Below are 14,230 nucleotides of genomic sequence, written 5' to 3' on the forward strand. Positions count from 1 at the left end.
CCATGGAACAAAAGACATTAGGATTGATACATACCTCGCATACGCTGATACCAGTGTTTCAACAGCTTTGCCAGGAATATTTGCCCGGCGTGGCCACCTTTAACATCGTGGATGACAGCCTGGTGAAGAATATCCGCTCTCGCGGCTCGCTCACCCCTTCGATCGCCAAACGAGTGGCCGATTATGTGGCCTCGGCCGAAGACTCAGGTGCCAACTACATTTTGGTCACCTGCTCATCGTTAGGTCCTGCCGTGGAAGCTGCGGCCGCCAAAGTCGGTGTACCGGTATTGCGTGTTGATCAACCTATGGCCGATCTGGCCGTGCAAGAAGGTCAGCGTATCGGCGTGATCGCTACCCTATCCACCACGTTGGAGCCCACCAGTGACCTGGTAAAACGTCGTGCCGAAGCGGCCGGTAAACCGATCGAGCTGGTATCTAAATTGTGCGACGGTGCCTTTGAGGCCCTGATGAGCGGCGATGCGGCTACTCATGATAGGATCGTGACCGAGGCCTTGCGCGAGTTAGCCACCCAGGTAGATGTGATCCTGCTTGCCCAAGCCTCTATGGCGCGTGTGGTGGCCGGTTTAGATGAAAGCGACCGTACGGTACCTATCGTGGCCAGCCCGCCAAATGCGATCAAGTACCTGGCCGATACTTACTTTAACCAGTAAACCGTCATGCAGTTGCGCAAGGTCTTCCTCGTGATAAGCGGCATAGCATTGCTGGTATTGGTATGGGGCCTGCTTACCACGCAGTCCGCCTTTTGGCAGCCTGCCGGTGTGGTATTGGCAGTAGCCGGTGCCATTGGTATCGGTTCCGTACCATCTCTGCAAAATTACCAGTATACCGCCTGGATCATCGCTGCCGTGGTGGCCGCTATGATCTTTCCGGGTGCGTTCCTTAAATGGGGAAGCTTTGACCTGCGGAACAAATGGCTGATCCTCATCGTGGTGCAAATTGTAATGTTCGGTATGGGCATCCAAATGAGCATCAAGGACTTCACCGGGCTGGGCAGTACCGGCAAGGGAGTGCTGATCGGCCTGGCGTGTCACTTCAGCGTGATGCCGCTTATGGGCTTCCTGCTCACCCGCATCTTCCATTTCGAGCCAGAGATAGCTGCCGGTATCATTTTGATCGGGTCATGCTCCAGCGGGCTGGCCTCCAACGTGATGGTATATTTAGCACGGGCTAACCTGGTACTGTCGGTAACCGTTACGGCCATGGCCACGCTGGCAGCTCCTTTCCTTACACCTGTGTTGATGAAGCTATTGGCCGGCACGCTGATCCAGATCAAATTCGTCAACATGATGATGGAGATCATCAAGATCGTGCTGGTACCCATTGGAGCCGCGCTGTTGCACGACTTTCTGAAGCATGCTACCGGCGCACAAAAAAGATCGGTTTACATGGCGGCGGGTGTTTGTTTGGTTTACCTGCTTGCCCTACCTTTCGGCTTGTATCGTTTTTATGAATTTCACTTTTCAGAAGCTGGTCTGCTATCGGCCGAGGTGTTCGCGTTCCTGGTAGCTGCTTTTGTAGTGGGGACCGCATATCATCAGTTGTATAGCACTAAACCTCAGATAGACCGTTACATTCCCTACCTATCTATGTTCGGTATTGTGTACTTCACGGCGGTGACCACCGCCGCAGGCCGCGATAACTTGTTGAATGTAGGGATACTGCTGTTCATGGCCTCAGTGATCCATAACGGCGCCGGTTACTTTTTTGGCTACTGGTTGAGCCGCATCTTCGGGCTCGATAAGGATTCGGCCCGTACGGTGGCGTTTGAAGTGGGCTTGCAAAACGGTGGCATGGCCTCGGGGCTCGCCGGTACCATGGGCAAACTGGCTACTGTAGGTTTAGCCGCGGCAGTGTTCAGTCCCTGGATGAATATCTCGGGTTCTATACTGGCCAACTACTGGCGCAAACGTCCCTCGGGCCAACCTAAAACCGAGCAGCCGCAGCACTAAGCGTTCACCTGCTTTTCTCCCTTGACCACTGCCAAAGCCTCTTCGATCTGGATGAAGTGCCGTTGCTGATGAACGACCAGTACACGTAATATGTCGCCCAATTTTAGCCGTATCAAGCTGCTTATGCTGGTGCTGATACGAACTTGGTTCAGGTCATACTGATCGGCCTTCCTAAGCAATTGTAAAAAGTGCTCTTGCCCTGCCATAAATCGCTGCCAAACATCATTCGCATTCAACTCTACAGGCGGTATGTGTTTTTTAAGCGCCTTGGCCTTTTTGGTGATCGTACCTTTGGCATCTGGCTGCATCATATGTGTCAAGTATCCACCCAAGATACCTGTGGTAAAGGTTAGTGACACGAGTGTATTGGTACACTCAGCCATGCGTTTCTCCATCTCAGGTAGGTAATGATCATGATAGGTATTAAGGTGTTCAAGCACCTGCGCTATGGTCCACTTACTTGGCGCGGGCACCTTGTTGAATAAATGCATTTGGCCGTGCAGTGCTTGCGCCTCAGCTATTATATTGGCGAGGTCATGTTGCAGGGTATCGAGTAGTTGTTTGGAATTAAAAGTGGCCATCTGGTTCAGGTTTTGTTCAGGGCAAAGATGAGGCAACGCTGATCAAAAATTGTTGATCCAGATCATCATTTTTGGGTCGACCGCAGTTTGGCGTAGAGTTTACTGAAGGTAGCCGGCTCTACTCCGATGTATGACGCCAGGTATTTGTGCGGGATCAGGTTGAAGATATGCGCACTGCGCTGGAACAAAGCGGCAAGCTTATCGGCGGCCGAGTACACGGTCAGCTCCTTTTGCCGTTCGAGCGCACCTGCCAACGCATGGCTCAACATCACCCGCAACCATTTCTCCACCGATGGGTACTTAGCGGCCACGGCCATCAGATCATGGTAGGTGATCCGCAGCAAACGACTGTCGGTAAGCGTCTCAATGTCCATTCCCGACGGGCGTTGCAGCAAGAAACTATCGGCCACACCGGCAAACGATACCGGATAAAAAAAGACCATAGTGGCTTCCTTATCACCATAGATACAAAAACCACGTTGAACACCTTGCACGGTGATATACAAGTAGCGCTCCGTTTCACCGGTTCGGGTCAACGTCACCTTACGCTTGTAACTAACTGTCGTCCAATGATTAAGTATCTCATTGAACGCAGTTTCATCGAACTGACAGATGCTGTTAAAAGTGCGGCGAAGAAGGGGTATGTCTGCATCAGAAACTTGCATGTTCAAAACTGAGCGAATATTTACAAAATGATAACTTTTTTTACTTGCATAAGTAAATTTTATTTGAATAATTTGCACAAAATTTAAAAACGATAATATCACACTGGTCAATGAACATCCAAAGCATATACAGGCATATACCCGCAGTTAACACTGCCCGGTTCGCCACTGCTTTGACCGCTGCTGTTATAGTGATCATGCCGTCACGACGACGATTATTTATTCCCAGGGTTTGAACCGGCTTTGCGCCACAACTACGACCCGAACTGAAGTTTATTTAAACTTCTTTTACTCAATATCCTTTAATACATAGGCCCTTAGGCCGATCTTTTAACAATAAGTGCTGGTTTTTTGATCCATGACCTTAGAAGATTTTAACATAATAGTAGCCAACGAACAACACGTTGACTATGCCCCACAGATCTGTGATGAGATGGCATCGTCGGCCAAAGCTCGGGGCACCGGTATAGCTCAACGCTCTCCTGAATACGTAGCCAATAAAATGCTTGAAGGCAAAGCGATCATCGCTTTACATAAAGACGGCACCTGGGCCGGTTTCGTATACATCGAGACGTGGAGCCATGGTGACTTTGTGGCCAACTCGGGCCTGATCGTTAACCCTAATTTCCGTAAAGTGGGCCTGGCCAAAGCGATCAAGCAGGCAGTATTCGCTTTGTCGCGCAAAAAATATCCCAATGCCAAGATATTTGGTCTTACAACCGGCCTGGCCGTGATGAAGATCAACTCGGAGCTGGGTTATGAACCGGTTACTTACTCAGAGCTGACCCAGGACGAGGACTTTTGGAAGGGATGCCGCAGCTGCGTCAATTACGATATCCTTACCGCCAAAGAACGCAAGAACTGTATGTGTACAGCCATGCTTTGGGATCCTGAGGATAAGATGCGCCAGCAGGAGGAGAAGATGAAGAAGATCACTCACAAGGCCACCTTGCTGGAGCGTATCGAGAACGCGATCCGGAAAAGCGTCAAGACCATTAATTTTTAATACCACACCATATATCATCATATAATGAAGAAAAAAGTAGTTTTAGCCTACAGCGGCGGTTTGGATACCTCATTCTGCTGCATCTACTTGACACAGGACCTTGGCCTGGAAGTGCATTCAGTGATCGTGAACACCGGCGGCTTTAGCGATGAAGAGCTGGCACAGGTGGAAGAGCGCGCTTACAAAATGGGCGTTACCTCGCACCACGTTGTTGACGAGACCGAGAACTTCTACAACACCTGCGTGAGGTACCTGATATATGGTAACGTGTTAAAGAACAATACTTACCCGCTATCGGTAAGTGCTGAGCGCGTTAGCCAGGCCACTGCTATAGCCAATTACGCTAATGAGATCGGTGCCGAGTACGTTGCCCACGGCAGCACAGGTGCCGGTAACGATCAGGTGCGTTTCGATATGATCTTCAATATCCTGATCCCGAACGTGCAGATCCTGACCCCTATCCGCGACCTTAAATTAAGCCGCGAGGAAGAGATCAAATACCTGAAGGACCATGGCGTGGAGATGAACTTCGAGAAGGCCAAATACTCGATCAACAAAGGCATCTGGGGCACATCGGTAGGTGGTAAAGAGACCTTGACCTCGCACCAGGGCCTGCCTGAGGATGCATGGCCTACCCCAGTAACTTCTACCGATACCAAGCATGTTGAATTGGTATTCGATAAAGGTGAGCTGGTGGCGGTTGACGGAACCTCATACGATCACCCGGCAAAGGCTATACAAGCTTTACAAGCTATTGCACAGCCATACGGCATTGGGCGCGACATTCACGTAGGTGATACCATTATCGGTATCAAAGGCCGTGTGGGTTTTGAAGCCGCTGCCCCTATCGTGATCATCAAGGCACACCATACTTTAGAAAAACACGTATTGACCAAATGGCAACTTTCATGGAAAGACCAATTGTCGTCGTTCTATGGCAACTGGTTACATGAAGGTCAGTTCCATGACCCGATCATGCGCAACATCGAAGCGTTCTTGGATGACACGCAAAAGAACGTGAGCGGTAAAGTGTTCGTGGAGCTGAACCCATATCGTTTCCAGGTGACCGGTATCGAGTCAGATCATGACCTGATGTCGAACAAGTTCGGTAGCTACGGCGAGATGAATAACGCCTGGAGTGGCGAGGACGTTAAAGGTTTCTCGAAGATATTTGGTAACCAGGTGATGATCTACCACAAAGTGAACGGATAATACCGAGCATTTGACCACCAAGATGACGATCAAAAGGATAAACGTTGACGAGATAGACCTGGTAGCTGACCTATTCGATCAGTACCGGGTCTTCTATGAGCAACGTTCGGATGTGGAAGCGTCCACCTCATTCCTTAAAGATCGTTTGAACCATAACGAGTCGGTCATTTTTATGGCGTCGAATGAGAACGATACACCAGTAGGTTTCACCCAGTTGTATCCCAAATACTCTTCGGCACGGCTCACCAAGAATTGGATCCTGAACGACCTCTTTGTGCAGGAAGATCACCGCCAAAAAGGTATCGGCGAAGAGCTGATCCGCACGGCGATGGCCTACGGCAAGGAGACAGGCGCGACGTTCGTTCAATTGGAGACCCAGAAGCATAATCACACCGCTCAGCGTTTGTACAGGGCTATCGGCTTTGAGCAACAGATATCGACGGACGATTTTTTACTTTTTAAAATAAGCATTTGATATGGCCAATATAAAAGCAGGCATCATTGGCGGAGCCGGTTACACCGGTGGCGAGCTACTACGCATCCTGGTTAACCACTCGCAGGTGGACATCGCTTTTGTACACAGCAACAGCAACGCCGGCAATTTTTTGTATGAGGTACATACCGACCTGTTCGGTGATACTGAGCTGAAGTTCACCGGCGAGCTATCACATCATGTGGATGTGTTATTCCTGTGCGTGGGACATGGCGATGCACGCAAGTTCCTGGAGGCTAACCCCTTCCCCGCTACGGTCAAAATCATTGACCTAAGCCAGGACTTTAGGTTAAAGGACCGCGCGACCATCGATGGCCGCAGCTTTGTATATGGCCTGCCCGAATTGAACCGCGATGCGATCAAGCAAGCTGACAATATCGCCAATCCGGGTTGTTTTGCTACCTGTTTGCAGTTAGGTCTTTTGCCATTAGCGGCAAGTAATAACCTGACTAGTGAGGTGCATATCACCGCCACCACAGGTTCTACAGGTGCCGGGCAAAGCTTATCGGCCACCTCGCACTTTACCTGGCGCAATGATAACTTGTCGGTGTACAAGGCTTTTGACCACCAGCATTTGAACGAGATCGGCCAGTCGTTAAAGCAATTGCAGACTGGTTTTGACCAAACCGTTAACTTCATCCCGTACCGAGGCGACTTTACCCGAGGCATCATCGCCTCGATGTACCTTGACAGCGACCTAACCGCCGAGGATGCGGTGAAGTTATACACCGAATATTATGCCGGCCACCCGTTCACCCATGTTACCACCCGTAACATTGACCTGAAGCAGATTGTGAACACGAACAAATGCTTCATCCAAGTTCAAAAGAAAGGCAATAAGTTATTTATTATCAGCATCATGGATAACTTACTTAAAGGTGCATCGGGGCAAGCCGTACAAAACATGAACCTGCTGTTTGGCCTAGACGAGACCACTGGTCTTAAATTGAAAGCCGCAGCTTTTTAATAGAAGAACTCCGCAGGAGCATCTTTGATATTATCACACTTTAAAACATCTCCTCCCCGTTGGGGAGGCTTGGAGGGGTTTAAAATGAATCTATTCGACGTTTATCCTATCAACCCGATCAACATCACCAAAGGCGTAGGAAGTTTGGTTTATGATGACAACGGAACTGAATATTTGGATCTGTATGGCGGTCATGCCGTTATATCGATCGGTCACACCAATCCGCATTACGTGAAGCGTTTGGAGGACCAATTACACCAGATCGGTTTCTACTCGAACTCGATCGAGATACCATTACAGAAGGAGCTGGCCGAGAAGTTAGGTAAGGTATCAGGCAAGACCGATTATCAACTGTTCCTGTGTAACTCAGGTGCTGAGGCCAATGAGAACGCGCTGAAACTGGCATCGTTCCATAATGGTAAAAAGAAGGTGATCGCTTTCCGTAAGGCGTTCCATGGTCGTACGTCGCTGGCAGTATCGGCTACCGACAATCCAAAGATCATTGCACCGGTGAACGAGACCGACAATGTGATCTTTCTACCATGGTGCGATGAAGCTGCTTTGGAGCAGGCCTTTGCCGAGAACGAGGTATCATCAGTGATCATTGAAGGTATACAAGGCGTAGGCGGTATTCAGGTTGCCACTGCAAGCTTCCTGAAAAAGATCCGCGAGCTGTGCGATCAGTACAATGCCGTATACATTGCCGATTCGGTTCAGTGCGGTTATGGCCGTACGGGCGAATTCTTTTCTCATGACTTTGCCGGCGTAGATGCCGATATCTACAGCATGGCCAAAGGCATGGGTAACGGTTTCCCGATCGGTGGCATTATCATTTCCCCTAAGATCAAACCATCATACGGTATGCTGGGAACCACCTTTGGCGGGAACCATTTAGCGTGTGCTGCTGCTTTGGCCGTGCTGGAAGAGATCGAGAATAATGACCTAATGCAGAATGCTGCTGAGGTAGGCCAATACCTGATCGATGAACTGAAGAAGTTCAAACAGGTAAAGGAGGTACGTGGCCGCGGACTGATGATCGGTATCGAACTCCCCGAAGAATTAGCGCACGTGCGTAAGGACCTGCTGTATAAACACCGCATCTTCACCGGCGAAGCCAAGCCTAATGTAGTAAGGTTGCTACCTGCCCTGAATCTGACCAAGGCACATGCCGACAGATTTTTGCAGGCATTTACCGAGGTATTGAAACCTGCCCAGGTAGAAGCATAGTTAACAGAACCATCACCATTACCCTGCACCCTTTTTGGTGCAGGGCTGCTATAACACACTCATGAAACAGTTCACCTCTGTACACGACGTTACCGATATCAACGCTTTAGTGGCCGAAGCCCTGCAATTGAAGCAGGCACCCTACGCTCACCAGGAATTAGGTAAAAACAAGACCATCGGTCTGGTTTTCTTGAACCCGAGCTTGCGTACACGCATGAGCACACAAAAAGCCGCATTGAACTTAGGCATGAACGTAATGGTGCTCAACATTGATAAAGAAGGTTGGGCATTGGAACTGCAAGACGGTGCGGTGATGAACGGCACCACTGTTGAACACGTGCGCGAAGCTGCGGCCGTGCTGGGTCAGTATGTCGATATCATTGGCGTACGCTCGTTCCCGGGCCTGAAAGACCGTGATGAGGATTACAGCGAGAAGGTGTTCAACAAATTTGTTGAGTATTGCGGTGTGCCTATCGTGAGTTTAGAATCAGCTACGCGCCATCCGTTGCAAAGCTTGGCCGATCTTATCACCATCACCGAACTGAAGACCAAAGAACGCCCTAAAGTAGTACTTACCTGGGCGCCTCATATCAAGCCGCTGCCACAAGCGGTACCAAATTCATTTGCCGAGTGGATGTGCAAATCTGATGTTGATTTTGTGATCACGCACCCGGAAGGTTACGCATTGAGCGAAGACTTTACCCAAGGCGCTACGATCACCCACGACCAGGATGAGGCCTTGGCCGGAGCTGATTTCGTATATGTGAAGAACTGGTCGGCCTATGAGCCTTACGGTGCTTTGCCTGCTCAACACCCCGATTGGATGCTGACCAACAATAAGCTAAAGATCAGCAACGATGCCAAAGTGATGCACTGCCTTCCGGTGCGCCGCAACCTTGAACTAAGTGACGAGATACTGGACGGGCCTAACTCAGTAGTGATACACGAGGCTGGTAACCGTGTGTGGGCCGCTCAGGCGGTGTTGAAACAGTTGCTGGAAAGCCTGTAATGTACACACCCAAAAATTTCGAACTGACCGATGTGAGCGAAGCCGTGGCCTTTATGCAACGCTATAGCTTCGCCACATTGATCAATAGTGCTAACGGTATACCGGAAGCTACTCACCTGCCCTTTGTGATCAAACAAGATGGTGATGAAGTGATACTGTCATCACATTTGGCCAAGCCCAACCCACAATCCGGCAGCTTATTGGAAGGAACATCGTTGGTGATCTTTAGCGAGCCGCATGCCTACATCGCACCCAAGCATTACGAAAAGGAGCTGAACGTTCCAACGTGGAACTATATCGCTATACATGCTTACGGCACCGCAACCATTGTTACGGATGAGGAGCTGCAATTGGCTTCGCTGGAGGAAATGATCACCTCGTATGATGCTGATTATGTGAATCAATGGGCTAGCCTGCCCATGGACTACAAGCTTAAGTTAGTGAAAGGCATCACCGTGTTCGACATTACGGTCACCGATCTGCAAGGCAAAAAGAAGTTAAGCCAGAATCGTACTGATGTTGACCGCCAAAACGTGATCAACGCATTGAGCAACAGCCATGATGCTAACGAACAAGAGATAGCCCGTTACATGCAGGCCGAGTTTAAGAAATGATCACTTGGCCATGGGCTCAGTGGTCATGGTCTCGGTGTTAAAGTAATGAACGATGAGCCTGTTATCCGTATTCTTCGTAAAATAGTTGATCAGCCAGTTACTAAATACCACTAACTTATTGCTGAACCCTGCCAACGACAGGATGTGAACGAACAGCCAAACGAACCAGGCAAAGGTACCCTGAAAACGTATCTTGCCAAGGTCGGCAACGGCGCGGTTACGGCCAATGGTAGCCATCGAACCCTTATCATGATATTTGAAGGGCTCTGTGGGTTCATTACGTATCAACCTGACGATGTTCTTGGCCAAATGAGCGCCTTGCTGTATGGCCACTGGCGCCACCCCCGGATGACCTTGCGGAGAATCAGCCGTGATCATGGCCGCCACATCACCTATTGCAAATATATTGGTGAAGCCTTTCACCTGGCTGATCTCGTTGGTCTCGATGCGGGCGCCGCGTAAGATCACTTCTTGAGGTATGCCCTCCGGTACTTCGCCCTTTACCCCTGCTGCCCAAAATACATTGCGCGTTTTGATCTCCACTCCGTTGTCGATCTTCAAGATATCGCCATTGTAGCTGGTCACATGTACATCATTGTAAATGGTCACCCCCATATCGATCAGGAACTCCTTAGCCTTTGTCGAGGCTTGTTCAGACATGGATGCGATCAGCTTCGGCTTTCCCTCGGCCAGGTAAACCTTCATGTGCTCGGGGTGCAGATCCGGGTAATCCTTACATAGCATGTTGCGCTGTACCTCCGCCAAAGCACCCGATAACTCCACGCCTGTCGGTCCGCCGCCTACCACCACAAAAGTAAGTAAGGCATCACGTTCGGCCAGGTCAGTGGTCACGGCGGCCTTTTCCAAATTTTGCAGGATCAGGCTACGGATGTTCAGCGCCTCAGGCAAATTCTTCATGGGCAAGGTGTAATGCTCTATTTCCTTGTTCCCAAAAAAGTTACTGTTAGCCCCCGTGGCGATCACCAGATAGTCGTAATGCACAGCGCCTAAGGTGGTGGTCACCGTGTTGCTAACGGGGTCGATCTTTTGCACCTCGGCCATATGGAAGCTGAAGTTCTTTTGGTGGGTAAAGATGCGACGGATAGGAAAGCCTACGGCATCGCTCTCAATGGCTCCAATGGCTACCTGGTACAATAAAGGCTGAAAAGTATGGTAGTTGTGCTTGTCCAGCATCACCACATCAACGTCCGCGTTCTTGAGTTTTCGTCCTAAGTTAACACCACCAAAGCCACCGCCAATGATCACCACGCGGGGTTTCGCGGCGTTTTTGCCTAAATACATTTCAGCCATTTATCGGGTCAATTTTACAACTGTTACAACCTACCTTGCCAACTTATGTTTGAAAGACGATAAAAACAGTAGATATTTCTGGTCAAAAGTGCTATTTTTAGCACCCACACATGAAACCTCTGCACGTTATAAAGATCGGTGGTAATGTCATCGATAATTCTGAGAATCTCTACCATTTTTTAAAAGACTTCGAGGCTTTGGATGGTCATAAGATCCTGATACACGGTGGCGGCAAGATCGCCACCCAAATATCAGAGCAATTAGGCATCGAGGCTAAACTGGTGGACGGCCGCCGCATTACCGACATCGAAACGCTGCGGGTGGTCACCATGGTGTATGCCGGGCTCATCAATAAGAACATCGTTGCGCAGTTGCAACGCTTTGGCACCAATGCCATTGGCCTCACCGGTGCCGACGGTAACTTCATTAAAGCAGTAAAACGGCCGGTAAAAACGATCGATTATGGCTTTGTGGGCGACCTTACCGACGATTCAGTGAATGCCCAGAACATCAGTGATCTGATGGAGGCCGGCTTCACCCCTGTTTTTTGCGCCTTAACGCATGATGGTGATGGTCAGATGCTCAATACCAATGCAGATACCATTGCTTCGGCAGTGGCAGTGGCCCTTAGCGAACTTTATGATACCACCCTTATCTATTGCTTTGAGAAAAAGGGTGTATTGAAAGATATCAACGACGAGGACTCGCTGATCCAAGACATTGACCCTGTGCGCTATGAGGAGCTAAAGAAAGAACAGATCATCCATAGCGGTATGCTGCCTAAGCTTGATAATGCCTTTACGGCCATAGCATGCGGTGTAAAGGCCGTAGTGATAGGCAAGTCTGACGAGCTGGGCAAACTTCAAAGTAATGAACCTTTTGGAACACGATTAAGTAACTGATCATGAGTAACAAGATAGCCATTTTAGGCAGCGGCAACATTGGCCTTTCGCTCGCCAAAGGACTGATCAAGGCCGGCAAATTTAAGCCAGACCATATCATCCTGACGCGCCGCAACATCAGTGCCCTGGCCGAACAGGCGAACGCCGGTCTGGTGACCACTACCGATAATGCGAAAGCGGTAAGCGAAGCCGACATCATTGTGCTGGCCATACTTCCGCAACAACTAAACAAGTTACTGAACGAGATCAAACCCGCGGTCGACCCGGATAAGCACCTATTCATCTCGGTGGTATCGGGCGTGAGCTGCGAGGACATCCGTAAACAACTGGAACTGGATGTACAGGTGGTACGAGCCATGCCTAACACAGCCATCGCTATTGGTCAGAGCATGACCTGCATTGGCACCGATAAAGCGTCGGGTGAAAGTATAGAGTTGGTAAAGTCACTGTTCGATACGGTAGGGATCACTGTACAGATCAACGAAGAATTGATGACCTCCGCCACTGCGCTTTGCGCTTGCGGTATCGCCTTCTTTTTAAGGTCGATACGTGCGGCATCTCAAGGAGGAACGGAGATCGGGTTCCATGCTCATGATGCGCTAAAGATGGCCGCTCAGACCGCCAAGGGTGCTGCCGACCTGCTGTTACAGCTATCGTCGCACCCTGAGCACGAGATCGATAAGGTGACCTCGCCAAAGGGCTGTACCATAGCCGGATTGAACGAGATGGAGCATCACGGATTTAGCTCGGCCATGATCAAAGGCATCAGTTTATCGGCACAAAAAGCCGGCGAACTTTACAACAAAGAATAACATTAACACCCGCCCTCTCTACAGGAGAGGTAGCGGGACCGAATAAAATAATAGCTTACCCAACCCATGTTAACTGTAGAAAAGATAGGTGGCACATCCATGAGTGCTTTGGGCGATGTGATCAAGAACATCATCCAGTATAACCGTACAGGTCAGGAACTGTACAACCGTATATTTGTGGTGTCGGCCTTTTCGGGCGTTACCAACCTACTGCTTGAAAATAAAAAGACCGGCGAACCGGGCGTATATCACCTTATTGCCAAGCACCAGGACTTTCAGGAAGCGCTGGAAGAACTGATTATCAAACTCAAGCAGCTTAACAAGCACTATGAGCCACTTGGCCTTGATCTGGCCGTTGCCGACCACTTTATCGAAAAACACGTTCGCCATGCTGAAGGCTTCTTAAATAACCTGGTAGGCATACTGGCCTCGGGCTATGTAAGTACCGAAGGCATCCTTCAGGCAGCACGTGAGATCCTGGCCTCGATCGGCGAGACCCATTCGGCCTTTGTGTTCACCAACATTTTGCAGAACATGGGCATCAATGCTACGCTGGTAGATCTGAGCGGTTTTCATGACCATGAGCCTTATACGATCGATCAGCGAATCAAGCATGCGTTCAAAGACATTGACTTTGCCGACACTATTTGCATAGCCACCGGTTACACCAAAGGCACCGAGGGTATCATGCGCGAATTTGACCGCGGGTACTCTGAGGTAACCTTCAGTAAGATCGCAGTGGCAGTAAAGCCTGAAGAAGCCATCATTCATAAGGAATATCACTTGTGTTCGGCGGATCCGGTATTGGTGGGCATCAACAACTGCTCGCCGGTAGGTTTCACCAATTATGATGTGGCCGATCAGCTGGCCGACGTGGGTATGGAGGCCATCCACCCTAAGGCTTCAAAACCGCTCGAGATCAACAGCATCAACCTGCGTATCAAGAACACCTTTGAGCCCGAACACCCCGGCACGCTAATCACCCGCGAATATGTGTCGCCTGAAAAGAAGGTAGAGGTGATCACTGGCACCGATAAGCTGACCATGATCGACATCTATGACCCGCTGATGGTAGGTAACGTAGGTACCGACCTGCATATCATGCAGATCTTTGCCAAACATGGCGTGAGTTATAACTTCAAGGCCACCAGCGCCAACAGCATATCCATCGTGATCTGGGAGAAGGACCACTCTCAGCCATTGGTAGAAGAGCTGAGCGCACATTTTGAAAAAGTGACAGTAGAGAAAGCAGCCATGGTGTGCCTGATCAGTACCAACATGGACCAGCCGGGCCTGTTGGCACGTGCCGCTAACGCATTAGCAGGCGCAGGGATCAACATCAAGAGTGCGGGGTTCGCTTTGAGGCAGGTGAACATCCAGTTCCTGGTTGATCGTGCTGATTTTGACAACGCCGTGATAGCCTTAAACAAGGAGATGGCTTAACTAAAGATCCAATTTATT

At 49.8% G+C, this 14,230-nt stretch carries 15 protein-coding genes; 12 read left to right on the forward strand and 3 right to left on the reverse strand.

Annotation, left to right across the window (positions count from 1 at the left end; translation table 11 throughout):
* The first annotated feature begins 2 nt into the window (after positions 1–2).
* Entirely contained in the window at positions 3–671 is a 669-nt protein-coding gene (locus tag LLH06_RS11145; protein ID WP_228169370.1) for an aspartate/glutamate racemase family protein, read from the forward strand.
* 6 nt (positions 672–677) lie between these two features.
* The gene (locus LLH06_RS11150; protein ID WP_228169371.1) at positions 678–1,970 is read left to right on the forward strand and encodes a bile acid:sodium symporter family protein; all 1,293 of its coding nucleotides are present in this window, start codon (positions 678–680) and stop codon (positions 1,968–1,970) included.
* On the opposite strand, the gene LLH06_RS11155 is transcribed toward LLH06_RS11150, so the two are convergent.
* Positions 1,967–2,551, reverse strand: a complete 585-nt coding sequence (locus LLH06_RS11155; protein ID WP_228169372.1) for a DinB family protein — start codon at positions 2,549–2,551, stop codon at positions 1,967–1,969. The two genes, LLH06_RS11150 and LLH06_RS11155, sit on opposite strands and share 4 nt — an antisense overlap.
* Positions 2,552–2,616: 65 nt before the next feature.
* Entirely contained in the window at positions 2,617–3,216 is a 600-nt protein-coding gene (locus LLH06_RS11160) for a Crp/Fnr family transcriptional regulator (protein WP_228169373.1), read from the reverse strand.
* 358 nt (positions 3,217–3,574) lie between these two features.
* On the opposite strand from LLH06_RS11160, the gene LLH06_RS11165 reads away from it, so the two are divergent.
* The 7 genes from LLH06_RS11165 to LLH06_RS11195 all read left to right on the forward strand — a co-directional run bounded on the left by LLH06_RS11165 (position 3,575) and on the right by LLH06_RS11195 (position 9,744).
* Positions 3,575–4,222 carry a GNAT family N-acetyltransferase gene (locus tag LLH06_RS11165; RefSeq protein WP_228169374.1) on the forward strand — a complete coding sequence of 216 codons (648 nt, stop codon included), beginning with the start codon at positions 3,575–3,577 and terminating at the stop codon, positions 4,220–4,222.
* Positions 4,223–4,246: 24 nt separating this feature from the next.
* The gene (argG, locus tag LLH06_RS11170; RefSeq protein ID WP_228169375.1) at positions 4,247–5,434 is read left to right on the forward strand and encodes an argininosuccinate synthase; all 1,188 of its coding nucleotides are present in this window, start codon (positions 4,247–4,249) and stop codon (positions 5,432–5,434) included.
* Between the two features lie 10 nt (positions 5,435–5,444).
* Complete coding sequence (locus LLH06_RS11175; RefSeq protein WP_228169376.1) at positions 5,445–5,909, forward strand: GNAT family N-acetyltransferase; 465 nt, start codon at positions 5,445–5,447, stop codon at positions 5,907–5,909.
* 1 nt (position 5,910) lies between these two features.
* Positions 5,911–6,894, forward strand: coding sequence for an N-acetyl-gamma-glutamyl-phosphate reductase (argC, locus tag LLH06_RS11180; protein ID WP_228169377.1), 984 nt, complete (start codon positions 5,911–5,913; stop codon positions 6,892–6,894).
* An 84-nt stretch (positions 6,895–6,978) separates the two neighbouring features.
* Positions 6,979–8,121, forward strand: a complete 1,143-nt coding sequence (locus tag LLH06_RS11185) for an aspartate aminotransferase family protein (protein WP_228169378.1) — start codon at positions 6,979–6,981, stop codon at positions 8,119–8,121.
* A gap of 61 nt (positions 8,122–8,182) precedes the next feature.
* Positions 8,183–9,130, forward strand: a complete 948-nt coding sequence (locus tag LLH06_RS11190) for an N-acetylornithine carbamoyltransferase (protein ID WP_228169379.1) — start codon at positions 8,183–8,185, stop codon at positions 9,128–9,130.
* A complete protein-coding gene (locus tag LLH06_RS11195) occupies positions 9,130–9,744 on the forward strand; it encodes an FMN-binding negative transcriptional regulator (protein WP_228169380.1) in 615 nt (204 codons plus the stop codon). The genes LLH06_RS11190 and LLH06_RS11195 overlap by 1 nt, the downstream gene beginning before the upstream one ends.
* Here LLH06_RS11195 and LLH06_RS11200 read toward each other — a convergent pair whose 3' ends face one another.
* Positions 9,745–11,046, reverse strand: a complete 1,302-nt coding sequence (locus tag LLH06_RS11200) for an NAD(P)/FAD-dependent oxidoreductase (protein WP_228169381.1) — start codon at positions 11,044–11,046, stop codon at positions 9,745–9,747.
* Positions 11,047–11,165: 119 nt separating this feature from the next.
* On the opposite strand from LLH06_RS11200, the gene argB reads away from it, so the two are divergent.
* From argB to LLH06_RS11215, 3 genes are all read left to right on the forward strand, one after another.
* On the forward strand, positions 11,166–11,957 hold the full coding sequence (gene argB, locus LLH06_RS11205) for an acetylglutamate kinase (RefSeq protein WP_228169382.1): 792 nt from the start codon (positions 11,166–11,168) through the stop codon (positions 11,955–11,957).
* A 2-nt stretch (positions 11,958–11,959) separates the two neighbouring features.
* A complete protein-coding gene (gene proC, locus LLH06_RS11210; protein WP_228169383.1) occupies positions 11,960–12,769 on the forward strand; it encodes a pyrroline-5-carboxylate reductase in 810 nt (269 codons plus the stop codon).
* Positions 12,770–12,835: 66 nt separating this feature from the next.
* A complete protein-coding gene (locus tag LLH06_RS11215) occupies positions 12,836–14,212 on the forward strand; it encodes an aspartate kinase (protein WP_228169384.1) in 1,377 nt (458 codons plus the stop codon).
* Positions 14,213–14,230 lie beyond the last annotated feature (18 nt).

The sequence above is a fragment of the Mucilaginibacter daejeonensis genome (genome assembly GCF_020783335.1).
In the GTDB taxonomy this organism is placed as follows: domain Bacteria; phylum Bacteroidota; class Bacteroidia; order Sphingobacteriales; family Sphingobacteriaceae; genus Mucilaginibacter; species Mucilaginibacter daejeonensis.